Source organism: Bradyrhizobium sp. UFLA05-125, from assembly GCF_059803515.1.
Genome location: NZ_JBANBJ010000005.1, coordinates 163,318 through 187,498, shown reverse-complemented (window position 1 = coordinate 187,498; position 24,181 = coordinate 163,318). Strand labels below are relative to the sequence as shown.

At 64.0% G+C, this 24,181-nt stretch carries 24 protein-coding genes and 1 tRNA gene; 16 read left to right on the top strand and 9 right to left on the bottom strand.

Features of this window, described 5'->3' with window-relative positions:
- Nucleotides 1-108: 108 nt before the first annotated feature.
- Entirely contained in the window at nt 109-270 is a 162-nt protein-coding gene (locus SO156_RS08620; protein ID WP_498534483.1) for a hypothetical protein, read from the top strand.
- Between the two features lie 794 nt (nt 271-1,064).
- Here the strand turns inward: SO156_RS08620 and SO156_RS08615 are convergent.
- Nucleotides 1,065-1,310 (bottom strand): hypothetical protein, encoded by a 246-nt coding sequence (locus SO156_RS08615; protein ID WP_458145483.1) that lies wholly within the window; start codon nt 1,308-1,310, stop codon nt 1,065-1,067.
- Between the two features lie 181 nt (nt 1,311-1,491).
- On the opposite strand from SO156_RS08615, the gene SO156_RS08610 reads away from it, so the two are divergent.
- Nucleotides 1,492-1,580, top strand: a tRNA-Leu gene (locus SO156_RS08610).
- Between the two features lie 35 nt (nt 1,581-1,615).
- On the opposite strand, the gene SO156_RS08605 is transcribed toward SO156_RS08610, so the two are convergent.
- Together SO156_RS08605 and SO156_RS08600 are read right to left on the bottom strand one after the other, a co-directional pair.
- Nucleotides 1,616-2,410, bottom strand: coding sequence for a carbon-nitrogen hydrolase family protein (locus SO156_RS08605; protein WP_458145482.1), 795 nt, complete (start codon nt 2,408-2,410; stop codon nt 1,616-1,618).
- A gap of 9 nt (nt 2,411-2,419) precedes the next feature.
- Complete coding sequence (locus tag SO156_RS08600) at nt 2,420-2,722, bottom strand: hypothetical protein (protein WP_498534482.1); 303 nt, start codon at nt 2,720-2,722, stop codon at nt 2,420-2,422.
- A gap of 299 nt (nt 2,723-3,021) precedes the next feature.
- Here SO156_RS08600 and SO156_RS08595 point away from each other — a divergent pair, with 299 nt between their 5' ends.
- The 3 genes from SO156_RS08595 (at nt 3,022) to SO156_RS08585 (ending at nt 4,908) form a co-directional block, all read left to right on the top strand.
- A complete protein-coding gene (locus SO156_RS08595; protein ID WP_498534514.1) occupies nt 3,022-3,285 on the top strand; it encodes a hypothetical protein in 264 nt (87 codons plus the stop codon).
- A 182-nt stretch (nt 3,286-3,467) separates the two neighbouring features.
- Nucleotides 3,468-4,718, top strand: a complete 1,251-nt coding sequence (locus SO156_RS08590; protein ID WP_498534481.1) for a multidrug effflux MFS transporter — start codon at nt 3,468-3,470, stop codon at nt 4,716-4,718.
- A gap of 58 nt (nt 4,719-4,776) precedes the next feature.
- Nucleotides 4,777-4,908 (top strand): hypothetical protein, encoded by a 132-nt coding sequence (locus tag SO156_RS08585; RefSeq protein ID WP_458145478.1) that lies wholly within the window; start codon nt 4,777-4,779, stop codon nt 4,906-4,908.
- A 9-nt stretch (nt 4,909-4,917) separates the two neighbouring features.
- Here SO156_RS08585 and SO156_RS08580 read toward each other — a convergent pair whose 3' ends face one another.
- Together SO156_RS08580 and SO156_RS08575 are read right to left on the bottom strand one after the other, a co-directional pair.
- Nucleotides 4,918-6,516 (bottom strand): glycosyltransferase family 39 protein, encoded by a 1,599-nt coding sequence (locus tag SO156_RS08580; RefSeq protein WP_498534480.1) that lies wholly within the window; start codon nt 6,514-6,516, stop codon nt 4,918-4,920.
- A gap of 199 nt (nt 6,517-6,715) precedes the next feature.
- On the bottom strand, nt 6,716-8,323 hold the full coding sequence (locus SO156_RS08575) for an ABC transporter substrate-binding protein (RefSeq protein WP_458145476.1): 1,608 nt from the start codon (nt 8,321-8,323) through the stop codon (nt 6,716-6,718).
- Nucleotides 8,324-8,594: 271 nt separating this feature from the next.
- Here SO156_RS08575 and SO156_RS08570 point away from each other — a divergent pair, with 271 nt between their 5' ends.
- The 9 genes from SO156_RS08570 to SO156_RS08530 all read left to right on the top strand — a co-directional run bounded on the left by SO156_RS08570 (nt 8,595) and on the right by SO156_RS08530 (nt 19,693).
- Nucleotides 8,595-9,725 carry a M20/M25/M40 family metallo-hydrolase gene (locus tag SO156_RS08570; RefSeq protein ID WP_498534479.1) on the top strand — a complete coding sequence of 377 codons (1,131 nt, stop codon included), beginning with the start codon at nt 8,595-8,597 and terminating at the stop codon, nt 9,723-9,725.
- A 232-nt stretch (nt 9,726-9,957) separates the two neighbouring features.
- Nucleotides 9,958-10,899 (top strand): ABC transporter permease, encoded by a 942-nt coding sequence (locus SO156_RS08565; protein ID WP_027526424.1) that lies wholly within the window; start codon nt 9,958-9,960, stop codon nt 10,897-10,899.
- Nucleotides 10,900-10,908: 9 nt separating this feature from the next.
- On the top strand, nt 10,909-11,796 hold the full coding sequence (locus tag SO156_RS08560) for an ABC transporter permease (RefSeq protein WP_498534478.1): 888 nt from the start codon (nt 10,909-10,911) through the stop codon (nt 11,794-11,796).
- 157 nt (nt 11,797-11,953) lie between these two features.
- Nucleotides 11,954-13,600 (top strand): ABC transporter ATP-binding protein, encoded by a 1,647-nt coding sequence (locus tag SO156_RS08555; RefSeq protein ID WP_498534477.1) that lies wholly within the window; start codon nt 11,954-11,956, stop codon nt 13,598-13,600.
- A gap of 294 nt (nt 13,601-13,894) precedes the next feature.
- Entirely contained in the window at nt 13,895-15,400 is a 1,506-nt protein-coding gene (locus SO156_RS08550; protein ID WP_498534476.1) for a M81 family metallopeptidase, read from the top strand.
- 15 nt (nt 15,401-15,415) lie between these two features.
- Nucleotides 15,416-16,588, top strand: coding sequence for a M20 aminoacylase family protein (locus SO156_RS08545; protein WP_458145471.1), 1,173 nt, complete (start codon nt 15,416-15,418; stop codon nt 16,586-16,588).
- Nucleotides 16,581-18,002 (top strand): amidase, encoded by a 1,422-nt coding sequence (locus tag SO156_RS08540; protein ID WP_498534475.1) that lies wholly within the window; start codon nt 16,581-16,583, stop codon nt 18,000-18,002. Before SO156_RS08545 ends, SO156_RS08540 begins: the two co-directional genes overlap by 8 nt.
- A gap of 138 nt (nt 18,003-18,140) precedes the next feature.
- A complete protein-coding gene (locus SO156_RS08535) occupies nt 18,141-19,031 on the top strand; it encodes a crotonase/enoyl-CoA hydratase family protein (RefSeq protein ID WP_498534474.1) in 891 nt (296 codons plus the stop codon).
- On the top strand, nt 19,028-19,693 hold the full coding sequence (locus SO156_RS08530; RefSeq protein ID WP_498534473.1) for an alpha/beta fold hydrolase: 666 nt from the start codon (nt 19,028-19,030) through the stop codon (nt 19,691-19,693). The genes SO156_RS08535 and SO156_RS08530 overlap by 4 nt, the downstream gene beginning before the upstream one ends.
- Nucleotides 19,694-19,807: 114 nt before the next feature.
- On the opposite strand, the gene SO156_RS08525 is transcribed toward SO156_RS08530, so the two are convergent.
- Nucleotides 19,808-20,785 (bottom strand): NADPH:quinone oxidoreductase family protein, encoded by a 978-nt coding sequence (locus SO156_RS08525; RefSeq protein ID WP_498534472.1) that lies wholly within the window; start codon nt 20,783-20,785, stop codon nt 19,808-19,810.
- Nucleotides 20,785-21,393, bottom strand: coding sequence for a 2-hydroxychromene-2-carboxylate isomerase (locus tag SO156_RS08520; protein WP_498534471.1), 609 nt, complete (start codon nt 21,391-21,393; stop codon nt 20,785-20,787). Before SO156_RS08520 ends, SO156_RS08525 begins: the two co-directional genes overlap by 1 nt.
- Before the next feature lie 104 nt (nt 21,394-21,497).
- Here SO156_RS08520 and SO156_RS08515 point away from each other — a divergent pair, with 104 nt between their 5' ends.
- On the top strand, nt 21,498-22,520 hold the full coding sequence (locus tag SO156_RS08515) for a methionine synthase (RefSeq protein WP_498534513.1): 1,023 nt from the start codon (nt 21,498-21,500) through the stop codon (nt 22,518-22,520).
- Nucleotides 22,520-22,744, top strand: coding sequence for a hypothetical protein (locus SO156_RS08510; protein ID WP_498534512.1), 225 nt, complete (start codon nt 22,520-22,522; stop codon nt 22,742-22,744). The genes SO156_RS08515 and SO156_RS08510 overlap by 1 nt, the downstream gene beginning before the upstream one ends.
- Here SO156_RS08510 and SO156_RS08505 read toward each other — a convergent pair.
- Both SO156_RS08505 and SO156_RS08500 read right to left on the bottom strand, forming a co-directional pair.
- Complete coding sequence (locus SO156_RS08505) at nt 22,741-23,358, bottom strand: hypothetical protein (RefSeq protein ID WP_498534470.1); 618 nt, start codon at nt 23,356-23,358, stop codon at nt 22,741-22,743. The genes SO156_RS08510 and SO156_RS08505 overlap by 4 nt on opposite strands.
- Nucleotides 23,358-24,170: a class II aldolase/adducin family protein gene (locus tag SO156_RS08500; protein ID WP_498534469.1), complete on the bottom strand. Its 813-nt coding sequence runs from the start codon at nt 24,168-24,170 to the stop codon at nt 23,358-23,360. Before SO156_RS08500 ends, SO156_RS08505 begins: the two co-directional genes overlap by 1 nt.
- Nucleotides 24,171-24,181 lie beyond the last annotated feature (11 nt).

Below are 24,181 nucleotides of genomic sequence, written 5' to 3'. Positions count from 1 at the left end.
GCGCGCGTCTCCGCCTCGGTGGGGTGCGTCGACCAGTCGATACACACATGTCCCCAGCGGCAGTCTCGAAGAAGGCCCCCTTCGCCTCGCACGCCTTAGGCCGTTGCTTTGCGAAAGGAGCTGAAAGTACCGAGGGGGCGCCTGAAGAGCGCTTATGCACCACGCCCTGACGCCTTTACGGCTTCGCCGAAGGACTTGATGACCTGTGACACCATGCTGCTCAACTGGCTGATGTGGGTCGGCGCCAGCTACATCCGCACCGATCGGTAACCAGTCGCGGAGCGCGGCCCGCCCATGCCGCTGCCCTTCAGGCCGATCTCACACGCGCGAGCCTGCCGGATCAATCGATCTCTTTCAGCGCCCGGGGAAACGGAGTGTGCTCTCAGGCGCGCCTGCGCGGCCTGCTCGAGGAGCTGCCTTCGTTCGGCAGCCAGGTCAGGAGTGTCGTGTTGCATCGAAGTCCCCATCGACTTTCCGAATCACAGGATAATGGAGATGCGCGCCCACCGCCGTCGCCCTTCGGCCACACTCAGCGGCGCAGCATCGGTTTATCCACAGCGCCTAGGCGGAGCGACGGCCCGCGTGCGCCGCCTGCGCGTCGGGCGCATCCTTAACCGTACTTCGACACCGGCTAGCCTGGAGGCTTATCAGTGCGCTCGGCAGGCCGGACCTTACGGCAGCGACCCTCGAAGCTCTGCGACACCAGAGGTGGCTCGACCGGATTTCTCAGCAGGTCCGACGTTTCGAGCGAGGATCGCGGCAATCAGGAGGACGAACATCGCGACGGCAAGTCCGTTCAGCATCGCGGACAGATATCGATCAAACAAATAGCGCATCATACTGCACCCGTGCGCACCGCCCGCCCGCCGTACCTTGCGTCGTTGAGTCGTTGGGCGATTTGGTGGCGCCCTGGTCGCTAATCAACGTACGCCCTCCGCCAGGAGGCCGTCGCTAAACGGACCATCATCTGCGCTGGACCACCCCGCGGCTATCGAAACCGCGGACCGTCAGAAGTGCCGTCAAGGCAACTTCACGCACGGTTGTCGAGAGGATCGCGGGAGCGCCTAGTGGCGGTCAGTGACCAAAACAACCGGCGCCGTTTCTTGGACGGGCTTGCGATTGCCTTCATCGGCAACGCTCGTTGGCTGAGCCGTGGAGGCTTGCGAAGCTTGCCCGCCAACCGTGGTAGGGGTGGTGCTGGCGACAACGGAAGCCTTTGCGCTGGCTTCGCGGTTCCAATCGCAGGCAGCGGCCGAATACGCGGCGAGAGTAACGGCAGCAAAAATCGTAGCGACGACGATCTTCTTCATGGCCGGGCTCCTCTTCGAGGCAAGTCATTCTACTACGACGAGCCTTGCTCGAACGCTTTGGCTTGATCACGAAGCTGCGAGGGGCGAAGGACAAGCCGTCAACGCCGATCTGCAAAACAGCAAGGGAAAGCCCGCAAGACACTTGCCCGCAAACGGCGATTTCTCTAGACAAATCAACGCGGCGGGCATGGCGGAATTGGTAGACGCAAGGGACTTAAAATCCCTCGGTGCGCAAGCACTGTGCCGGTTCGATCCCGGCTGCCCGCACCAGCGCTGAAGCTCGTCAAAAATCGCAAATAGGTAGGCTATTCGCGCGAGGTGAGCTTGATGCCCTGGCGAGCGGCGGCCCGCCACGGACGAGCTTTTGTCAAAGCGATCTCATACCTTGCACGGTCCAATGTGCCGTACACCAGGTCAGCCTCTGGGGTTGCCTGCCCAAAGGGTCGCCCATCCGGCCCAATTAGGGTGCACGGAAGTTTGAGGCGGCTGACGGCAGGCGTCGCAACGCTGAACCAGACATTGTTCATGGCGGCGTGGGCTTGGGCTTCGATTGCAAAGATAGGATCGTCCGCGTAGGCGGAGTAGAGCACACCATCAACACCCAGCTTGGCATATTCCATAAACAGCTCCGGGAAATGGATCTCGATGCAGAGGGTGCATCCAAATCGAAAACCGTCCACCTCAAACACGAGCGGCTCTGTGCCGGGCGTGTACCAGCTTGTTGCCTCGGCATGGGAAATCAGCCGCTTATCGTAGCGCCCGACCGTGGCTCCCTTGTCTGAAATGACATAGAGCGCATTGCGCGGCCAGTGCGGCGGCGGGCGCGGAGAGTTGGCCCCCACGACAACCCATATACCAAGCTCCGCAGCATGTGCAGCGGTGTCCTCCAGCTCGGCCTGAAGGGTTGGCCAATCCACGGAATCCCACTTGTGGATTTCAGTCTTCACGTATCCGGACAAGGCGCCTTCCGGGAAATGGATTAGACGCGCTCCGAGAGATTTGGCTTTGGTCATCAGTTCGCGGATATGTGCGCCATTCGCGCGAACGTCAGCGCCGATGTGGCTTGAAGCCGAGGCGATGGTAAGCGTGTTGGGAAGCATTGTGTAGTGCTAGGAAATGTAAACGAGACGGTAGACGTAGGACTTGTGGCCCTTCCGGCTGACCCAGTCTCCCTCAGGCGGAACATCACCTTGGTCCTGCGGCAAGACATTCCAGGGCCGCCCCATGCAAGACTGGCTTGCTTCATCCCAGGCCACCCACCCCCATTCCGGTTTCCACTCGATCCAATAGTCGCCGTCTTCGCGCTTGTAGCCAACGCTCTCATCGGCTCTCGTCGTGCGCACGAACGTATAGATTAAATCGTCACTCCGCCGGCGCAGCTCAAATTTGGTGGGCTTATCGTCGTTGGGCATCTCACTTTTCCCTTCCTGGAAGAGATAATGAGTCATTGAACCCAGATGCGCAAACCCCCTGAAGTGCTTCACACGCAGTTCACGACTTTCTTCACACTGTCGTCTTCGCAGCAAAATCGATGCACGGTGCCTTTCGGGCACGCGCCTGCGTTTTCGCTACTGAAACCGATCGCATCCAGCTCTGCCGCCCTCCCCAACTTGGCCAAGTTTCTGTCAACGAAAAGCGCGATACGTTTTGCAATTGCTCCTCATCCTGGTACCCCCTTATCGTCCCCTGGAAAGAAGCGGAGCAAAGTTTGGTGCAGGGCCTTTTTGTCCTCCTGATCCTTATGTCGATGTCCTTCGCCGCCGGATATTTCACGCGCGATCATCTGTCGCGCAAACGACGCGAACAGGCACGCAGGTGGAGGGGCTATGTGGAGCCCGAATGGGTGCGGCCGGCCAACTCGAATGAAGCTGCAGCCCGTACGGACGCTGTTCCCGCCGAGCTTGGCGATTTGGGCCAAATGCTGGAACGCTGGGAAAGCAGGGCACGAGCGCGGAAACTCTCGGTTTCTTCCTGATAAGACTTTGGCGCCTCATAGCGCGGCACCATTTGGCAGCCCATGCCGCGGCCCAATTCATCCTCTCCAACCGGCACCAATTCTTGTCGGGTTCCCAGCTCGCCTACCTGCCATCCCCAAATGTGGGTTGTGCAACGCAGCATGCCTACTAAGACAGCATCTGCACTTGCAGAGGTAGCTACGTGTCCGACGTCAATGCCGACAGTTGGGTGTCCTCGGGACACCGCCCGATGGGGTTTCCGGAATTCGTGATCGTGATCGCCGCCATCATGGCGCTCAATCCGCTCGCGATGGACATGATGCTGCCGGCGCTGCCGAACATCGGAGCGGCTTTTCATATTCCCGTCGCCAATCATCTCCAGCTCGTGCTGTCGACGTTCCTGATCGGTTTCGGTGCAGGACAGTTCGTCATGGGGCCGCTGTCGGACCGGTTCGGCCGGCGGCCGGTGCTGCTCGGCGGCATGACGGTCTATGCGATCGCGAGCGTGCTTGCAGTTGCGGCGCCCTCGTTCGAGACGCTGCTGCTGGCGCGCGCGCTGCAAGGGCTCGGCACCTCGGCAACGCGGGTGATCGCGACCTCGATCGTGCGCGACTGCTATGTCGGCCGGCGCATGGCGAGCGTGATGTCGCTGGCGATGATGGTGTTCATCGCCGTGCCCGTGATCGCGCCGTCCTTTGGACAAGCGGTGCTGCTGGTGACGCATTGGCGCGGCATCTTCATCGTGCTGATGGCCTATGGTCTCCTCGCGCTCGGGTGGACCGTGCTGCGGCTGCCGGAGACGCTGCCCGAGAGCGAGCGCAAGTCGCTGGCGCCGCGCGAGGTGCTCGACGCCTTCCGCCAGACCCTGACCAACCGGCAGACGCTCGGCTACGCGATTGCCGCGGGCTTCGTCATCGGCTCACTGTTCGCCTTCGTGTTCTGCGCGCAGCAAGTCTTCACCGGCATCTATCATCTCGGCCATTATTTTCCGCTCGCCTTCGCCGCGATCGCGGCCGGCACCGCGATTGCCGGCTTTGCCAATGCGCGGCTGGTCGGGCGTCTCGGCATGCGCGTGATCTCGCATGGCGCTCTGGTCGGCTACGCGATCGCCGCCGGCCTCATGCTGCTCACCGCGATCCTGCACATGCTGCCGCTGTGGCTGTTCATGATGCTCTCGGCACTGATGATGTTCTCGTTCGGCATGATGATAGCCAACTTCACCGCGCTCGCGATGGAGCCGCAGGGCCACATCGCCGGCACCGCGTCCTCGCTCTACGGCTCGATCACGACGCTGTTCGGCATCGTCGTCGGCATGACGATCGGCCAGAGCTTTGACGGAACGTTGCTGCCGTTCTCGACCGGATTCTTCCTGTGCACGCTGGCCGCGCTCGCGGTCGTTGCCGTGGTGGAGAAGGGCCGGCTATTCCAGCCGCATCATCGCGCGGGCGCTTAAGTCGCGAGCAGGAACTTCGCTCACTTCTCCATGTTGTCCTGCAGCAATGGAGATATGAATGGAACCGGAACGTAAGGACCAACGAACGCAGGACGCCGAAGAGGTCAAGCAGGAGCACGCGGAACAGCAAGAGACCACCCTGCCCTTCGCAAGCGAAGGGCTCGAGCAATTGCGCGACAGCCATTGTTGATGGAGCGCCTTATCGCGGCGCACGCTTGCTCGCGCTGAAATCATCCGCAGGGCTCGCGGGTGGCTTGGTCTCATCATCATGCGGCGGCACGAGCAGCGCGACCAGCTTGCGCGTCACGCCGCCCCGGCCGAGGAGTTCCGCCTGAAGGGTGAATTCGCGCTTGACGAAATCACCGGCACGCGCCGAGGTCCGCTCCATCCAGCCGAGGCAATCGGGCTGGTCGTGGAAACACAGCGCCGCCCAGCCGCGCTCCAGCGTGGCCTTGCGCGGCAAGCCCCATGAATATTGATAGGCGAACGGCCGCGAATATTGCGGATGATCGGGACTATAGAAGGCGGTGGCAAAGGCCAGCGCATCGTCGCCGCTGACGGCTGTGAGCGGCACGCCGGTGAGATCGCGCCACTGCCGCGTGAGCTCGGCAGCCGCCTTTGAATAGAACTCCCGGCCCTCTTCGTAGCCGTGCGCATTACGGTAGGCGGCATGAATGGGGGCCACGACCACGAGCGCGACGACGCTGACGCCAGCAACCAGCACCGTGGCATTGACGGCATAGAAGCGCTCGATCGGATAGCGCGTGCCGCACACGATCAGCACGACGAACAGGAACAGGCCCTGCAACGCCCATAGCGACGGCAGGTCCGTGCCGAGGGCGAGCGAAGTCAGCATCGGCAAGAGCAACGTTCCGAGCGCGACATAGAACAGCAGCTTCAATCCCGGATCCATCGCGACGAAGTCGGCCGGCAAACGTTTCAGCCGATCACCTGCGATCATCACCCAGGTGACGGCCGCCGCGCTCATCGCCGCGACGAGCCCGAGTGCAAATGACTTGACCTCGCCCAATGCCGTGACGAGGTCGGCATTGGTATGCGCCAGGGCGTAGGAGAAGGTCGGGGCGCCCGTGGTCGCGAGCCAGTGGAGATGCGGCGACAAAGCCAGAAGCCCTGTCACGGCGGAGATCCAGGGCGAGGCCGAGGTGAAATAGGCGCGCCGCGCCGGATGCATCGCGGCAGCCAGCACGAAGCTCGCGACCAGGAACACCGAATAGTATTTCCCGACCATCGCCAGCGCCGTCGCAAGACCGGCGGCAATGGCCCAGCGCGTTGCGCGCGTCTCGAAGGCGCGCAGGAAGCAGAAGGTCGCGAGCGGCCAGGTCGCCAGCAGCACGCTGTTGGCGTTGAAGCGCTGGGCATGGAAGTGATACGCGGGCGTCAGCATCAACAGCAGCAGCACCAGAAGGCGCTTGTGCCCACTCACGAAGCGGCGCGAGATCAGGTCGACGAACCACAGCGCCAGCGCCGCATTGGCCATCGCCATCAACTGCATCGACCAGTCGCTCAACGGGAAGATCGCGGTCCAGGCCGCCGCCACCCACCCCATCAGCGGCGGATGTTTGGGATACCCCCAGGCAAAATGCCGACCCAGCGTCCAGGCCTCGAGCGTGTCGGGATGCAGGCCGGCGCCGAGATAGGCGATCACGAGATAGAGCGTCCAGACTGCGGTGAAGGCCGTGAGCAGCAGCGGGACGGCCCAGCCAGCCTCCACGCCGTCGAGCCAGCGCAGGAAGGGACGGCGCCAGCGTGCAGGCGCACGGTCCGAGCGTTCGGCCATCGCCTGGAATGCAAAATCTATCGGCACGTCACTCAAATCGGAGAAAAGGAACGGAAGAGCGCGCCATCTATTTCAGGCACACAAACAAATAGCAATGATCGGAAGCTGGAACAGTTAAAAGCGCGGCTCTTGCCACACAGACGAAAATGGCCGGGACGCTCGGTCCCGACCATCACGATACCACTTTGCGGCGTGACGCCTATTCGGACTTGTCCACGTTCCACCACACCGGCGTCGCCGGGCCGTCGAGCACGCCGGTGAGCGACTTGCGCCAGGAGCTCGGCGCCAGGTACTGCCCGAGCGGGACGTAGATCACCTGATCATAGGCTTCCTTCTGTATCTCGGTGGCGATCTTCTTCTGCTCGTCGAGCGAGGGCGCGCGCACGAAAGCGTCCTTAAGTTGCTCGATCTTCGCGTCCTCCGCCCAGCCAAACCAGCCACCATTCTTGCCCAGCCCGCCGATCGAGAGATTGGCGATCGGGTTGGAGACGTCGGCAGACACCCAGTTGGTGAAGAACATGTTCCAGCCGCCCTCCTTCGGCGGCTTCTGGCTGGCGCGGCGGCTCACCACGGTCTGCCAGTCGGTCGCCTGGAGATCGACCTTGAAGCCGGCCTCGCGGAGCTGCTGCGCCGCCACGATCGGCTGCGCCTTCAGCGTGATCACGTCGCCAGGCGCCATGATCACCACAGGCGTGCCGTCATAGCCGGACTCGGCGAGCGCCTTCTTGGCTTCCGCCAGGCCCCCGCCCTTGACCAGCGTCTCGGAGCCGACGTCGGTCGCGAACGGCGTGTCGCAGATGAAGAATGCACCGCACACCTTGTAGTATTTGGGATTGCCGACCAGCGCGTCGAGCACGTCCTTCTGGCTCATCGCCAGCAGTGCTGCGCGCCGCACCTTCGGATTGTCGAAGGGTGGATAGAGGAAGTTCATGCGGCCGAGCGTCTGGTAGCCGAACTTGTTCAGCACCTCGATCTTCAGATCGCTGTTGGCCTCGAGCACCGGCAGCATGTCCCATGGAACGTTCTCCATGAAATCGATGTCGCCCGATTGCAGCGCGTTCACCGCGGTCTGCGAGTCCGGCATCGTAACCCACTCGACGCGGTCGACCTTCACGACCTTGCCGCCAGCCGTCCAGCTCGACGGCTCCTTGCGCGGCACATAGTCCTTGTTCTTCTCGTAGACGGCCTTCACGCCCGGCTGGAATTCAGCCTGCACGAACTTGAAGGGGCCGGAGCCGATCTGCTCGGGAATCTGCTTGTCCGGTGGCGTTTCGGCGAGGCGCTTGGGCATCATGAAGGCGACGCGCGAGGACGGCTTGCCGATGGAGTCGAGCACGAGGCCGTACGGCTCCTTCAGCTTCAGCGTGATCGTCTTGGCGTCGGTCGCTTCCAGGCTGGCGGTGAAGTCCATCAGCTTCTGGCCCATGCCGTCGACCTTGGCCCAGCGCCGCAGCGAGGCGACGCAGTCTTCGGCCGTCACGGGCGTGCCGTCATGCCACTTCAGGCCGTCGCGCAGCGTGAAGGTGTAGGTGAGCTTGTCGTCGGAGATCTTCCAGTCCGCCATCTGCGGCTGGATCTTGAAATTCGAATCGGTCGCGATCAACGTGTCGTAAACCATGTAGCCATGGTCGCGCGTGATGTAGGCCGTCGTGAAGATCGGATCGATGATTCTGAGGTCGGAGTGCATCACGGCCGTGATGGTCTTTCCGGCGGCAAGGACCGGCGAGGCCAGTGCGGTGAGCGCAACGACCGACAGCGCGAGTTTGGAGACGATCGCGCTGCGTCCCCGGCGCAAGAAGTGGAACATCGAAGTTTCTCCTGACGTGAAACTGGTCAAAGGCAGGTTATTGGTTGAGCATGCGGATCGTTCCTTGGGCGAACCAACCTCATGCAATGCCTTTATTTTTAGAGACTTGCAGAGCGCATCGAAGGCGTCAATCCGCTTTCGCTGCATGCCGATGCAGGCGCGTACAAGGGCTCCGTCCTTGCGCGTTTCGCTATACAACGCATCCCGCCGATCGTTTCCTGACTGCAAAGCAATGCACGTTCCGCGCGTGTGAAGCCTCAAGAGGCCGCCCATGAATCCAGCCAATCTTCCCTTTGACTCCGAGGCCATGCTGCAGGGGCTGCGCGCATGGGTCGAATGCGAAAGCCCGACCTGGGACGCGGTTGCCGTGAACCGCATGCTCGACCTCGCCGCGCGTGACATGGCGATCATGGGTGCGACGATCGAGCGCATCGTCGGACGGCAGGGTTTTGGCGGCGCCGTGCGCGCACGCTTTCCGCATCCGAAGCAAGGCGAGCCCGGCATCCTGATCGCCGGGCACATGGACACCGTGCATCCCGTCGACACCATCGAGAAGCTGAGATGGCGGCGCGAGGGCAACAAATGCTATGGCCCCGGGATCTTCGACATGAAGGGCGGCAACTACCTCTCGCTCGAGGCTATCAGGCAATTGGCCCGCGCCTCCTTCGTAACGCCGCTGCCGATCACGGTGCTGTTCACGCCCGACGAGGAAGTCGGCACGCCATCGACCCGCGACATCATCGAGGCCGAGGCCGCGCGCAACAAATACGTGCTGGTGCCGGAGCCCGGCCGGCCCGACAACGGCGTCGTCACCGGGCGCTACGCGATCGCGCGCTTCAATCTCGAGGCAACGGGGCGGCCGAGCCACGCAGGTGCGACGCTTTCCTCGGGTCGTTCCGCGATACAGGAAATGGCCAGGCAGATTCTCGTGATCGACGCGATGACCACGGATGATTGCACCTTCTCGGTCGGCATCGTGCATGGCGGGCAGTGGGTCAATTGCGTTGCCACCACCTGCACCGGCGAGGCGCTCTCCATGGCCAAGCGCCAGGCCGACCTCGACCGTGGCGTCGAGAAGATGCTGGCGCTGTCGGGCACAACCAATGATGTCAGCTTCAAGGTGACGCGCGGCGTCACGCGGCCGGTCTGGGAACCCGACGCCGGCACCATGGCGCTCTACGAGAAAGCGCGCGGGATTGCCCGCGAGCTCGGCGTCGAGCTGCCACATGCCAGCGCCGGCGGCGGCTCCGACGGCAATTTCACCGGGGCGATGGGCATCGCGACGCTCGACGGCCTGGGCGTGCGCGGCGCCAACGCCCACACGCTCGACGAGCACATCGAGATCGACAGCCTCGCCGAGCGCGGCCGATTGATGGCGGGGCTGCTCGCGACGCTGGCTTGATGTATGGCACCGTCATTCCGGGGCGATGCGAAGCATCGAACCCGGACTCTCGAGATTCCGGGTCGCGCTTCGCACGCCCGGAATGACATCGAGAAGAACCGCGCTCGCAAAGCATGTTGGCTGCACCGCAAAAACGACGGCCGCAATGGCATGGGAATTGCTGAAACGTTAGGTTGGTGGCAACCTGCCGAAGGGCGCCTCGCCGGTTTGACTCTAATCTGACGGATCCAACTTGCTCGGATATCTCGTTCGCAGAATCCTCGCCGCCGTCCCCGTGATGGGCGTGGTGGCGCTGTTCGTCTTCCTCCTGCTCCGGCTCACCCCGGGCGATCCCGCCGCGATCCTCGCCGGCGATAACGCGACGCCCGAGCGGCTCGAGCGCATTCGCGCCTCGCTCGGCCTCAACGAGCCGCTCATCGTGCAGTTCATCACCTGGATCAACAAGCTGCTGCACGGCGATCTCGGGACATCGCTGATCTCGAACCTGCCGGTCCTGAAGATGATCGGCCAGCGCGTCGAGCCGTCGATCTCGATCGCGCTCTCCACCATCATCCTCGCCGTCGTCGTCGCGGTGCCGCTCGGCGTGATCGCGGCGTGGAAGCACGGCACCTGGATCGACCGCTTCGTGATGGGCCTGTCCGTGCTCGGCTTCTCCGTGCCGGTGTTCGTGGTCGGCTATGTCCTGATCGAGATTTTCGCCATCGACCTGCGCTGGGTGCCGGTGCAGGGCTTCAAGAGCATCACCGCCGGCTTCGGACCGTTCTTCGAGCGCATCATCCTTCCGACCTGCGCACTCTCCTTCATCTATATCGCGCTGATCGCGCGCATGACGCGCGCGGCAATGCTCGACGTGCTCGGCGAAGACTACGTCCGCACCGCGCGCGCCAAGGGCATCAGCGAGGTCGCGGTCATGATGCGGCATGCGCTGCGCAATGCCGCCGTGCCCGTGATCACCGTGATCGGCACCGGCTTTGCGCTTCTGATCTCCGGCGTCGTCGTCACCGAAAGCGTGTTCAACATTCCCGGCATCGGCCGTCTCACGGTCGATGCGGTGCTGGCGCGCGACTATCCGGTGATCCAGGCCATGATCCTGCTGACGTCGCTGATCTATGTCGTCGTCAATCTCCTGATCGACGTCGCCTACACGCTCCTTGATCCGCGGATCAGGTATTGAGGCTCAAGCATGTCGGTTGATACTCTCCCCCGATCGTCCATCCCGATCACCTCGCCACTGCGGCCGCGGTTCGGATTCCTCACGTCGACGCCGATCATCGCGGCCGCGACGATCTGCCTCGCGCTGATCGCGCTGATCTCGATCCTCGCGCCGCTGATCGCGCCGCATGATCCGGTCCTGCTCGCGCCCTCGCAGCGGCTGAAGCCGGCCTCGGCGCAATTCCTGCTCGGCACCGACGCCTTCGGGCGCGATCTGTTGTCGCGCGTGATCTATGGCGGCCGCGTCTCACTGCTGATCGGCATCGGCTCGGCCGCTCTCTCGATCGCCATTGGGCTGGCGATCGGCCTCGTCGCCGGCTTCTTCAAGCTGGTTGACTCCATCCTGATGCGCGTCATGGACGGTCTGATGGCGATGCCGAGCATCCTGCTCGCGATCGCCGTCGTCTCGCTGTCGGGCGCCAGCATCTGGACCGTGCTGGTCGCGATCACCATTCCCGAGATTCCGCGCGTGGCGCGCCTGGTACGCTCCGTCGTCCTGTCGGCGCGCGAAGAGCCTTACGTGGAAGCGGCGATTTCGGTCGGCTCGTCACTGCCGAAGATCATGTGGCGCCACCTGATGCCGAACACGATCGCGCCCCTGATCGTGCAAGGCACCTACGTCTGCGCCTCGGCGATCCTCACCGAGGCCATCCTCTCCTTCCTCGGCGCCGGTATCTCGCCGGAGACACCGACCTGGGGCAACATCATGGCCGAAGGACGTCAGTTCTTCCAGATCAAGCCATCGCTGATCTTCTGGCCGGGCCTGTTGCTCTCGCTCGCGATCCTCAGCATCAATCTGATCGGCGATGCCGCCCGCGACGCACTCGACCCCCGCATGAAGCAGCGGGAGGGCAAGTGAGGATCACCCATTTCGTCATTCCGGGGCGCGACGAAGTCGCGAGCCCGAAATCCATTTCACCACGCGTATCGGGGCTCGATGGATTCCGGGCTCGCGCTGACGCGCGCCTCCATTGCGCAATCGCGCAATGTGGAATGACGGCGGAGAGTTTTGCTGCATGACCAACACCGTCCTCGACATCAACAATCTCACCGTCTCCATCGGCAAGGCGCCGAATGGACCGAAGATCATCGACGGCATTTCGATCCAGGTCCGCGAGCGCGAGACGCTGTGCCTCGTCGGCGAAAGCGGCTCCGGCAAGTCGGTGACCTCGCTCACCGTGATGGGCCTGTTGCAGAAGGGCTCGCTGACACCCACCGGCGGCAGCGTCAAGCTGGTCGGCGAGGAACTCCTGACCGCGACCGACCGCCGCCTGCGGCAGTTGCGCGCCACGCAGATGGCGATGATCTTCCAGGAGCCGATGACCGCGCTCAATCCGGTCGTTCCTGTCGGCCGTCAGATCGACGAGGTCCTGCGCGCCCACACCAATCTCGACGCGAAGGCCCGGCGCAAGCGCATCCTGGAGATGATGGAACAGGTTCGGCTGCCGCAGGTCGAGCGCATCTTCGCCTCCTATCCGCACCGCCTCTCCGGCGGCCAGCGCCAGCGCATCATGATCGCGATGGCGCTGGTGCTGGAGCCGAAACTGCTCATCGCCGACGAGCCGACCACCGCGCTCGACGTCACGACGCAGAAACAGATCCTCACCCTGATCCGCGACCTCCAGCGCGATCACGGCACCGCCGTGCTGTTCATCACCCACGACATGGGCGTCGTCGCCGAGATCGCCGACCGCGTTGCGGTGATGCGGCAGGGTCGTCTGGTCGAGACCGGCACGCTCGATTCCGTGCTGCGCAATCCCACGATGGAATACAGCCGCAACCTGCTCGCCTCGGTTCCGAGCCTGGTGCCGCGCGCAGCGCGCCCGGAGACCAAGGAACCGATCGTGCTGGAGGCCAACGACCTCGGCAAGGTCTATCGCGAGCGCACCTTCTTCGGCAAAGGCCGCGAGGTGGTCGCTGCCGACAAGGTCACCCTCACCTTGCGCAAGGGCCGCACGCTCGGCATCGTCGGCGAAAGCGGCTCGGGCAAGTCGACGGTTGCACGCTGCATCGTTCGCCTGATCGATCCGACCTCGGGCGGCGTGCGCCTCGCGGGCCGCGAAATCTCCGACCTGTCGCGGCGGCTGCTCCAGCCGCATCGCCAGAAAATCCAGATCGTGTTCCAGGATCCCTACCGCTCGCTCAACCCGCGCGTCAGCGTCGGCGAGAGCATTGCGGAAGGCCCGATCAATTACGGCGTCGCGCGCGCCGATGCGCTGAAACGGGCGCGTGAGCTTTTGGAGCTGGTCGGCCTGCCTGCGGATGCCGTGTCGCGCTATCCGCATCAGTTTTCGGGCGGCCAGCGCCAGCGCATCGCCATTGCGCGCGCGCTCGCGCTCGATCCCGACGTGCTGGTCGCGGACGAAGCGGTCTCCGCACTCGACGTCTCCGTGCAGGCACAGGTGCTGGAACTTCTTGACGAGATCCAGAAGCGGCTCGGTATCGCGATCCTGTTCATCACCCACGATTTGCGTGTCGCAGCGCAGATCTGCGACGAGGTCGTCGTGATGCAGCACGGCCGCGTCGTCGAACAGGGCCCGGCGGCCGAGGTGCTGACGCATCCGAAGGAAGCCTACACCAAGTCCCTGCTTGATGCGGCGCCGGGCCGCGGCTGGGATTTTGCCAATTTCCGGCCGGTGGAAAGCGCGGCGGCGAGCGCTTAGGATCTTCCCCAATGTCGTCCTGGCGAAAGCCAGGACCCATTACCACCGTCGACAGTTTTGCGACGACTAGGGGCCACATCGTTTTCCGGCAAAACCCACTCGGGGTAATGGGTCCTGGCTTTCGCCAGGACGACACGGAAGGTGTGGTCGCGCACTTCCCTCCCTCTGACAGTGACGTGTCGCACCATTCCCAAAACGGCTTGACGCCATGCGCGGCGCGATTGTCTGCCTTGCTTGCTCTTGCCGCAAAGGCGGGTAACGTCGCGCGCATCATTTGCGTTGGACCAGAATTGAATGACCCGTATCGCCGTCGGCGGCTTCCTGCACGAGACAAACACCTTCGCTCCGACGAAGGCGACGTTCGCGGACTTCCAGCATGGCGGGGGCTGGCCGGCGATGACGCAAGGCGCCGATGTCTTGAAGGTGATGCGGCGCATCAATGTCGGTCTCGCCGGTTTCGTCGACGCGGCTGAGGCCAATGGCTGGGAACTCATCCCCACTATCGCCTGTGGTGCGAGCCCCTCGGCGCATGTCACGAAGGATGCCTTCGAGCAGATCGTGAATGTGATGGTCGACGGCATCAAAGCTGCCGGCCCGCTCGATGCGGTCTATCTCGACCTGCACGGCGCGATGGTCACCGAGCATCTCGACGACGGCGAAGGCGAGATTCTCGCGCGCGTGCGCCGCGTCATCGGTTCGAATGTTCCCCTCGTCGCCAGCCTCGACCTGCACGCCAATGTTACTCCGCAGATGGTCGCGCACGCTGATGCGCTGATCGCCTACCGCACCTATCCGCATGTCGACATGGCCGACACGGGCCGCGCCTGCGCCAGGCACCTCGCGCTGCTCCTGAAGACCAGGCAGCGCCTCGCCAAGGCGTTCCGCCAGGTGCCGTTCCTGATCCCGATCAGCTGGCAGTGCACCAACGACCAGCCCACCAAGAGCATCTACGAAAAGCTCGCCACGCTCGAAAGCGATGCGGTGCTGACGCTATCCTTTGCGCCCGGCTTCCCTGCCGCCGATTTCCGCGATTGCGGGCCAAGCGTGTTCGCCTACGGCCAGACCCAGGCCGATGCCGACCGCGCAGCGGACGCAATCGTCAAACTGATCGAAAGTCATGAGGACGATTTCGACGGCAAGATCTTTTCGCCGGACGAAGGCGTGCGCCATGCCATGGAGCTTGCAAAGAGCGCGAGCAAGCCGATCATCATCGCCGACACCCAGGACAATCCCGGCGCCGGCGGCGATTCCGACACCACGGGCATGCTGCGCGCGCTGGTGCGCAACAAAGCGAGTGCGGCGACCGGCGTGATCTATGATCCGGTCTCCGCCAAGGCCGCGCATGCGGCCGGCGTCGGCGCGACCGTGGCACTGTCGCTCGGCGGCAAGTCGGGCATTCCCGGCGACGAGCCCTATCGAGAGACATTCGTCGTCGAAAAACTGTCCGACGGCCGCTTCATCGCGCCGGGCCCCTATTATGGTGGCCGTGAGATGGAGATGGGCCCCTCCGCCTGCCTTCGCATCGGCGAGGTCCGCGTGGTCGTCAGCTCGCACAAGGCGCAGCTCGCGGACCAGGCGATGTACCGCTATGTCGGCATCGAGCCGACCGAGCAACAAATCCTCGTCAACAAGAGCTCGGTGCACTTCCGCGCCGACTTCGAGCCGATCGCCGCAAAACTCCTGATCTGCGCCGCACCGGGCGCGATGCCGGCGGATACCGCCTCGCTGCCCTGGACACGCCTGCGCGCGGGAATCCGCATCAAGCCGAACGGCCCCGTTTTCAGGCCTCCATCACGCTAAGGAATTAAGCACAAAATGCCCACCATCGACCGCATCGACGGCTATGCCGACGAACTCACTGCCATCCGCCGCGATCTCCACGCCCATCCCGAGATCGGCTTCGAGGAGGTCCGCACCTCCGGCATCGTCGCGGACAAGCTGAAGAGCTGGGGCATCGAGGTGCATCGCGGGCTCGGCGGCACCGGCGTGATCGGCGTCATCAAGGGCAAAGGCACCGGTGCAAAGCGCATTGGCCTGCGCGCCGACATGGACGCGCTACCCATGGAAGAGAATACCAATCTGAAATGGCGCTCCACCATTCCCGGCCGCTTCCACGGCTGCGGCCATGACGGCCACACCACCATGCTGCTCGGCACTGCGCGCTATCTCGCCGAGACGCGGAATTTCGACGGCACGGTGCATCTGATCTTCCAGCCGGCCGAGGAAGGCCTCGGCGGCGCGCGCGCCATGATCAAGGACGGATTGTTCGAAAAGTTTCCGTGCGACGAGCTCTACGGGCTGCACAATGCGCCGGACCTCAATCTCGGCGAGGTCGCGATCCTGCCGGGACCCGCAATGGCCGGCGCCGACTTCTTCGACCTTCGCATCAACGGCTATGGCGCACATGGCGCGATGCCGGAGCGCTCCAAGGACGCCGTGGTGATCGCAACCACGCTGGCGCAGGCCATTCAAACCATCGTCAGCCGCAACGTCGAGCCGCTCCAGGCGGCCGTCGTGTCGATCACCCAGATCCATGCCGGCTCCGCCTACAACGTCATCCCCGGCGAAGCGCATCTCTGCGGCACGGTGCGCGCCTTCTCCGATGAAGTGCGCGCGCTGATCCGCGAGCGCATGCGCACGATCTGCGCCGGTGTCGCCAGCGCTTTCCAGGTCGAGATCGAGGCCGACATCCGCGATGCCTTTGGCGTGCTGGTGAACCAGGTCGAGCAGTCCAAGGTCGTCGAGGAGGTCGCGCGCACCGTCGTCGACCCCGCCAAGGTGATCACCCGAACCCAGCCGAAGATGGGCAGCGAGGATTTCGCGGACATGCTGCAGACCATTCCCGGCGCCTATTTCTGGGTCGGCCATGATGGCTCGGTGCCCGTGCACAATCCGGGCTATGTGCTCGACGACAAGATCCTGCCGATCGGCGCCAGCATGTTCGCCCGCATCATCGAGCAGCGCATGCCGGTCGGTGGCCATGCATAAGCTGCGCGCCGAAGAGAAGGTCACCTCGCTGCACGATCTGTCCGCGGTCGATCTGATCGCGGGCTACAAGGCCAGGCAGTTCTCGCCGAGCGAGGTGCTGGACGACGTGCTCGCGCATGTCGCCGCATGGGAGCCGCATCTCAAGGCGCTCTACGCCTTCGATCCCGATGGCGCGCGCGAGGCCGCAAAGACCTCGACCGCGCGCTGGTCCGGCGGCGAACCGTCCGGTCCGCTCGATGGCGTGCCGGTGACGGTGAAGGACAATATCGCGACCAGGGGCGTGCCGGTGCCGCTGGGCGCGGCGAGCTCGAAGCTCGTGCCGGCGGCGAAGGACGCCCCGCCGGCTGCCCGCCTGCGCGAAGCCGGCGCGATCATCTTCGCCAAGACCACCATGCCCGATTACGGCATGCTGTCGTCGGGTCTATCCAGCTTCCATGCGCTGGCCCGCAATCCCTGGGACCTTTCGAAAAATCCCGGCGGTTCGAGCGCAGGTGCCGGCGCCGCTGCTGCGGCCGGTTACGGCCCCCTGCATCTCGGCACCGATATCGGCGGCTCGGTGAGGCTGCCAGCGGGCTGGTGCGGCCTCGTCGGATTGAAGCCGAGTTTTGGCCGCGTGCCGATCGATCCGACCTATGTCGGTCGCGTCGCAGGGCCAATGACCCGCACCGTCGACGATTGCGCGCTGATGATGAGCGTGATCGCAAAGCCGGATCGCCGCGACGGCATGAGCCTGCCGGCCAACACCATCAACTGGAAGGCGCTCGAGAAGTCGCCGCGCAAGCTGCGCATCGGCCTGATGCTCGATCTCGGCGTCGGCCTGCCGCTGGAGAAGCCGGTGCGCGACGTCGCGGTGAAAGCCGCCAAGGCCTTCGAATCCGCCGGCGCCGTCGTCACCGAGGTCGACGGCATTTTGACGCGCGAGATGCTCGATGGTCTCGACAATTTCTGGCGCGCGCGGATGTGGGACGATCTTGCGAAGCTCACGCCTGCCGAGCAAGCCAAGGTGCTGCCCTACATCTTCAAATGGGGCGAGTCCGGCGCAAAACTCTCCGGCGTCGAGGTGATCCGCGGCTTCAACCAGACCATGGCGATCCGCGCCGCCGCCGCAAAACTGTTCTGCGAGCTCGATTATGTGATCTCGCCGACCGCGCCGAACGTGAATTTCCCGGCGGAGCTCGCCTCGCCCACCAACGATCCGATGAAGCCGTTCGAGCACATCTGCTATACCGTGCCATGGAATATGTCGGAGAACCCGGCGATATCCATCAACGGCGGCTTCGACGCCGAGGGTTTTCCGATCGGCGTGCAGATCGTCGGTCGCCGCTTCGACGACATCGGCGTGCTCGGCCTGGCCAAGGCGTTCGAAGGCCTGCGCGGTGCGCGGAGGCCCTGGCCGTCGCCGCCGAAGAAATAACTCTTCCGTCATTCCGGGGCGCGCGTCAGCGCGACCCCGGAATCTCGCGTCACATCTCCAGATTCCGGGTTCGATGCTTCGCATCGCCCCGGAATGACGTGCTAGGTATCAGACAAAAAACGAGGGAAGGAAGCCACCATGGCGTATGAGACGATCAAATACGAGGTCGCCGACGAGATCCTCACCATCACGCTGAACCGGCCGGAGAAGCTCAACGCCTTCAACGCGAAAATGCAGGCCGAGCTGATCGAGGCGTTCGACGCCGCCGACAAGGACGACAACGTCCGCGCCATCATCGTCACTGGCGAAGGCCGCGCCTTCTGCGCCGGCGCCGATCTCTCCTCCGGCGCCGACACCTTTGACCGCGACGCGCGGCGCGGACCGGTGAAGCGGCTTGCGAACGGCCAGGTCGACTACAGCGATCCGCAGGTGCGCGATGGCGGCGGCCAGGTGACGCTGCGCATCTTCAAGAGCCTGAAACCCGTGATCGCCGCCGTGAACGGGCCTGCAGTCGGCATCGGCGTCACCATGCAGCTTGCGATGGACATCCGCATCGCCTCGGAGGCGGCGCGCTTCGGCTTCGTATTCTCCCAGCGCGGCATCGTGCCGGAGGCGGCGTCGAGCTGGTTCCTGCCGCGCCTCGTCGGCATCTCGCAGGCGCTGGAATGGTGCTACACCGGCCGCGTCTTCCCGGCGCAGGAGGCGCTCGCCGGACGGCTGGTAAGCAAGGTGGTGCCGCCGGATGACCTCCTGCCGACCGCGCGCGCGCTCGCCAAGGAGATTGCAGCCAAGACCGCGCCGGTGTCGATCGCGCTGATCCGCCAGATGATGTGGCGCATGATGGGCGCCGACGATCCGATGGAAGCCCACAAGGTCGACAGCCGCGGCATCTATACCCGCGGCCGCTCCGACGACGTCAAGGAAGGCGTAATGTCGTTCCTGGAAAAGCGTCCCGCGCAATTCAAGAACAAGGTGTCGAGCGACATGCCCGACTATTTTCCGTGGTGGACGGAGCGCGAGTACAAGTGAGCCTGGAGCTGACGAAGCCGCAAGACGGCGTCGTCCTCCTGCACGGCATCAGCCGGACGGCGCGCTCGTTTCGCAAGATGGAAATTGCGATCGGGCGCGCCGGCTACGCAACGCTCAACCTCGACTACGCCAGCCGTCGCAAGGCGCTTCAAGAGCTCGCGGACGACATTCATCCCGCGATCGAATCATTTGTCGGCTCGGTGAACGGCTCCGTGCATTTCGTCTGCCACTCCATGGGCGGCCTCCTGGCGCGCGTCTATCTCGGGCGGCACCGGACGCGCAATCTCGGGCGCGTCGTGATGCTGGGTACGCCCAATGGCGGCAGCGAGATCGCCGATCGCCTGATGGGCTCTTTCCCCTACCGCGCCTTCTTCGGCCCCGCTGGACAGCAGCTCGGCACGCATCGCGACGTAGCGACCGCGGCGCTGCTGCCGCCAATCAACTATCCCCTCGGCATTATCGCCGGTGACCGCTCGATCGATCCGGTGGGGGGCGCCTTGCTGGCGCGCCCCCATGACGGGCGCGTCGCCGTCGCGAACACCACGGTCGACGGCATGGCCGACCACATGGTGGTGCACGCCTCGCATCCGTTGCTGATGCGAAATCAGGAGGCGATCGCTGCGACCATCGCATTCCTGCAGAACGGATGCTTCCCGAGGTGATCGTGGCTCGAGATCGTAGGGTGGGCAAAGCGAAGCGTGCCCACCTCTTCTGTCGAAATCGTTGAGAGATGGTGGGCACGGCGCGAGAGCGTCTTTGCCCACCCTGCGAGAGCGTCAATCCATCACCAGTGCCACGCGCCCGATCGCCTTGCGATCGATCAGGAGCCGCATCGCCTTCGCATAATCCGCCAGCGGCAAGCGATGCGAAACGTTGGGACGCAGCTTGCCCTCCTCGGCCCATGCGAGCAGCGCCTTCAGGCGCACCTCGCCCAGCGCCGGATTCTTGCGTACCGCTTCGCCGGCGCGCACGCCCAGAACGCTCGCGCCCTTGATCAGCAGCAGATTTGTCTTCGCCGAGCCGATGCCGCCGGTGAAGCCGATCACCAGGAGCCGCGCGCCCCAGGCGATGCATCGCATCGAGTTCTCAAACACCTCGCCGCCGACGGGATCGAACACCACGTCGGCGCCGCGGCCGCCGGTGATGCGCTTGACGGCATCGCGGAACGGCTCCCGTGAATAGAGCAGCAGATGATCGGCACCTTTTGCTTTCGCGATTTCAAGCTTCTCCTCCGAAGAGGCGCAGGCAATCACCGTCGCACACAGCAACTTGCCTATTTCAACCGCCGCAAGTCCAACACCGCCTCCGGCGCCATGCACCAGCAGGACTTCACCGGATTGGAGCCGGCCGCGATCGATCAGCGCGTGATAGGCGGTGCCGTGGCCGGCCAGGAAGGTCGCACCTTCCGCGTAGTCGAAGGTCGACGGCATCGGTACCAGCTGCGAGTCCGCCACGACTGCCTCATCGGCATACGCACCGTAGCGCATCTTCACGATGACCCTGTCGCCCACCGCAACGCCGCGCGCCGCAGCATCGACCTCGATCACATCGCCCGCAGCCTCCACGCCCGGCGTGAACGGCAATTCTGGCTTGAGCTGATATTCGCCGGCCGCCATCAGAATATCCGGAAAGTTGAGCCCGGCGGCGCGGATCGCGACCCGCACCTCGCCTTCCCCAAGCGGCCGCGACGGGAAGGCTTCGAGCCGCAAGCTTTCGGGCGGGCCGAGCTCACGGCAGACCACGGCCCGCACCATCAGGCCGCACTCGCCTTGCGGCGAAGCAGCGCCTCGCGGATCAGAGGCAGCCGGTCATTGCCGAAATACATGTCGGTCTTGTCGAGAAAGATGGTCGGCGAGCCGAAGCCACCGCGCGCGACGACCTCTTCCGTATTGGCCTTGAGTTGGTCCTTGATGCCCTGCTCGGAAATCCCGGCGAAGAATTTTTGCGGGTCGACACCGACCATCTTGCAGATGTCTGCGAGCACGGCGTCCTGCGAGATATCCTTGTCCGCACCCCAATAGGCTTCGAACACCGATGTCGCGAACGGTAACATGTCTTTGCCGAGCCAGATGCAGCCGCGCATCGCCTTCACGCTGTTCACCGGAAACACCGTCGGCGGCATCTTGATCGCGAGCCCCGCGGAGCGCGCCCAGTCGTCGAGGTCCTTCCGCATGTAGCGCGCCTTTAGCGGCACCGGCTTTTCGCGCTGCGCATAGACGCTGGGGTTGACGCTGTTGAAGATCCCGCCGACCAGGATCGGCCGCCAGGAGATCTCGACCCCGAGTTCCTTTGCGAGCGGCTGGATGTTGTGGAAGGCAAGATAGGTCCAGGGGCTGGAGCAGTCGAAGAAGAATTCGATCATGGGGTTTCCTGATCGCCGGAATATGGGGCGACTTTTGTTGTTCTGTACCTCGACGTTAAGACATGGCAGGAAGGTGCGCAATGACATCAGACGCGGAGGGCGCCATGCTGTTTCCAACCACCATCGCCGGCTCCTTGCCGAAACCGGAATGGCTCGCAGAGCCGAACATGCTCTGGGCGCCCTGGAAGTCGAAGGACGACGAGCTCCTGCGCGCCAAGCGCGACGCGACGCTGATCTGGCTGAAGATCCAGGAAGACGCCGGCATCGACATCGTCACCGAGGGCGAGCAGGCGCGGCAGCATTTCGTGCACGGTTTTCTCGAGAAGATCGAGGGCATCGACTTCGCGCACAAGGTCGAGATGGGAATTCGAAAGGATCGTTATAAGGCAATGGTGCCGCAGGTGGTCGCGCCTTTGCAGCTCAAAGATCGCGTCCACGCCTTCGAGGCGCGCGTGGCGCGGACGCATACGAAGAAGAAGCTGAAATTCACCCTGCCCGGCCCGATGACCATCATCGACACTATCGCCGATCGCTACTACGGCGATCGGGTGAAGATGGCCTTTGCTTTCGCCGATCTCCTGAACGCGGAGGCCAAGGCACTGCAGGCCGACGGCGTCGATCTCATCCAGTTTGATGAGCCCGCCTTCAACGTCTACATGGACGAGGTCAACGATTGGGGCATCAAGGCGCTGGAGCGCGCCGCCGAGGGCCTCACCTGCACGACCGCCGTGCACATCTGCTACGGCTACGGCATCAAGGCCAACACCGACTGGAAGGAGACGCTGGGCAGCCAATGGCGGCAGTATGAGCAGATCTTTCCGGCAATCGATGCGAGCTCGATCCAGCAGGTTGCGATCGAATGCCGCAATTCCAAGGTGCCGCTCGATCTGCTCGCACTTCTGAAGCGCAAAATCGTTCAGGCCGGCGTGATCGATGTCGCCAGCGACACGGTCGAGACGGCCGACGACGTCGTTCAGGTGATCGACGCGGTGTCGAAATTCGTGCCCAAGAGCAACATCATCGCCACCACCAATTGCGGCATGGCGCCGATGCGACGGGAGATCGCGGAAGCCAAGCTGATGGCGCTCGGCGCCGGCGCTGCGCTGGCGCGCGAGAGGCTGGGTTGATGCGGCTTGCCTGCAGCGTCGCGTTGCTGGCAGCCCTTGCGCTGCCGGCGCACGCCGAAGATCGTTCTGTGCTCGTCAATTGCAAGGCGATGGTGGAGCGCGCGGCGAAAGATACCGGCGCGGCAAGCGATGCCGAGCTGGCCCGCTGCCGCCAGGTGATCCGCGAATGGGCGCTGCGCGATGCGCGAATGACCGTGGACGAACAGGGGCGGCCGCTGCGCTAGGGCGACGCGGTCGGATGCAGCGCGGGCTGATAGCCGGCGTGCAGTGTGCGCAGCGTCGACGGTGGCGTCAGCAGCATTGCTTCGCTGGGTTGACGCTCGACGTCGGTATAGCCTGCCGGCGACCACAAGAGCACCCTGCCCTGCGTCACCAGAAAACTCTCCTCGCCTTGGCTCACCATCGCGCCGTCGGGAAGCTGGTCGAGCGGCATCAGCAGTGCGTGCAGTCGTTTCTGACCGTGATCGAGCCGCTCGTGGTGCAGCACCGAGTCGATGTCGTGCATGCGGGCATCATGCACGCGATTGCCTTTCTGCCATGCGGCCCGAAACCGATTGGCATCGTCGCGGCGGCAATAGAAGCAGGGACGATGGCCGGCAGCGAGCGCGGTGGCCTCGTCCAGGAAGAACAGCTCGGTCCAGCTCTGCGTCGCCATCACCTCGCGGCGACGGCCGCGAAATTCGCACGTGCAGGTCAGCCAGGCCGGCGTCGACCAGCGTTTTTTCAGCAGCGTCTTCGTCACGGGATCGTGGATGATGCCGCGGTTGCCCGTGAACATGCCGCGATGTGGGGTGGCGATGATCTCACCCGTCGGCATGACGCGGTTTTGCAACGGCACTATTTTGGTGGCGCCGCGGTGACGCGCATTTTCCACAGGTTCCAGACACGGTCGAGAACCTGCAGATTGATCGCGTCGGCCTTGGCGCCCTCGGCTGCCGTCAGATAATTCACCTCGCCGCCAAGCGCGATGGCCTGCGACTGCAGCCGCGCATTGACGTCGGTGTAGTAGGCACGGAAGACCGCGACTTTCACGGATGGTCCCACGGTTGCGTCGCCATGGCCGCGCATCAGCACCACCGACTTGTCGGCGAGCGCGAGCGCCAGTCCCTTGCCGATGGCCGAATTGCTGACCAGCATGTTGGTCTCGCCGAAGTCTTTCCGGATATCCCAGACCGGCGCGCCCGCGGCAAGGAACGCCGCGTTGTGGAAGACCGGCCGCAGCGCAACCTGGCTGATCGTGAACGGAATCACGCCGGGCGAATGCGTGTGCACCACCGCCATCACATCCGGCCGCGCCTTGTAGATCTCGCTATGGATGAAGCGCTCCAGGAAGACGCTGCGCCCCTTGGCATCCACGGGATTGCCGTCGAGATCGAACTCCATGATGTCGTCAGCCGTGACGAGCGCCGGCGCCAGCGAGCGCGACATCAGGAAGTGATCGGGGTTCTTGGGATCACGGGCGCTGACATGGCCGAAGCCGTCGAGCACGCCAAGCTCGGCGAGAACGCGGCTGCCGATCACGATGTCCTCGATCACGGCTGGGTCGAGAGCCGAGGTCTGCCGATCCTGGCATCGGGCTTCGGCCGCAAGCAGTGTCACAGCGAACGCGACGACGAAGCCGAACCATGCCAACCGCGCGCGTCCGGCCATCGTAGTCAGCT

Excerpts from the sequence above, each read along its gene's own strand:
- SO156_RS08540 (WP_498534475.1), top strand. The coding sequence starts at position 16,581 with ATGCATAAGCTGCGCGCCGAAGAGAAGGTCACCTCGCTGCACGATCTG.
- SO156_RS08615 (WP_458145483.1), bottom strand. The coding sequence starts at position 1,310 with ATGAAGAAGATCGTCGTCGCTACGATTTTTGCTGCCGTTACTCTCGCC.
- SO156_RS08510 (WP_498534512.1), top strand. The coding sequence starts at position 22,520 with ATGCGGCTTGCCTGCAGCGTCGCGTTGCTGGCAGCCCTTGCGCTGCCG.
- SO156_RS08535 (WP_498534474.1), top strand. The coding sequence starts at position 18,141 with ATGGCGTATGAGACGATCAAATACGAGGTCGCCGACGAGATCCTCACC.
- SO156_RS08600 (WP_498534482.1), bottom strand. The coding sequence starts at position 2,722 with ATGCCCAACGACGATAAGCCCACCAAATTTGAGCTGCGCCGGCGGAGT.
- SO156_RS08545 (WP_458145471.1), top strand. The coding sequence starts at position 15,416 with ATGCCCACCATCGACCGCATCGACGGCTATGCCGACGAACTCACTGCC.
- SO156_RS08520 (WP_498534471.1), bottom strand. The coding sequence starts at position 21,393 with ATGATCGAATTCTTCTTCGACTGCTCCAGCCCCTGGACCTATCTTGCC.
- SO156_RS08500 (WP_498534469.1), bottom strand. The coding sequence starts at position 24,170 with ATGGCCGGACGCGCGCGGTTGGCATGGTTCGGCTTCGTCGTCGCGTTC.
- SO156_RS08550 (WP_498534476.1), top strand. The coding sequence starts at position 13,895 with ATGACCCGTATCGCCGTCGGCGGCTTCCTGCACGAGACAAACACCTTC.
- SO156_RS08580 (WP_498534480.1), bottom strand. The coding sequence starts at position 6,516 with ATGGCCGAACGCTCGGACCGTGCGCCTGCACGCTGGCGCCGTCCCTTC.
- SO156_RS08575 (WP_458145476.1), bottom strand. The coding sequence starts at position 8,323 with ATGTTCCACTTCTTGCGCCGGGGACGCAGCGCGATCGTCTCCAAACTC.
- SO156_RS08570 (WP_498534479.1), top strand. The coding sequence starts at position 8,595 with ATGAATCCAGCCAATCTTCCCTTTGACTCCGAGGCCATGCTGCAGGGG.
- SO156_RS08560 (WP_498534478.1), top strand. The coding sequence starts at position 10,909 with ATGTCGGTTGATACTCTCCCCCGATCGTCCATCCCGATCACCTCGCCA.
- SO156_RS08515 (WP_498534513.1), top strand. The coding sequence starts at position 21,498 with ATGCTGTTTCCAACCACCATCGCCGGCTCCTTGCCGAAACCGGAATGG.
- SO156_RS08555 (WP_498534477.1), top strand. The coding sequence starts at position 11,954 with ATGACCAACACCGTCCTCGACATCAACAATCTCACCGTCTCCATCGGC.
- SO156_RS08525 (WP_498534472.1), bottom strand. The coding sequence starts at position 20,785 with ATGGTGCGGGCCGTGGTCTGCCGTGAGCTCGGCCCGCCCGAAAGCTTG.
- SO156_RS08605 (WP_458145482.1), bottom strand. The coding sequence starts at position 2,410 with ATGCTTCCCAACACGCTTACCATCGCCTCGGCTTCAAGCCACATCGGC.
- SO156_RS08585 (WP_458145478.1), top strand. The coding sequence starts at position 4,777 with ATGGAACCGGAACGTAAGGACCAACGAACGCAGGACGCCGAAGAGGTC.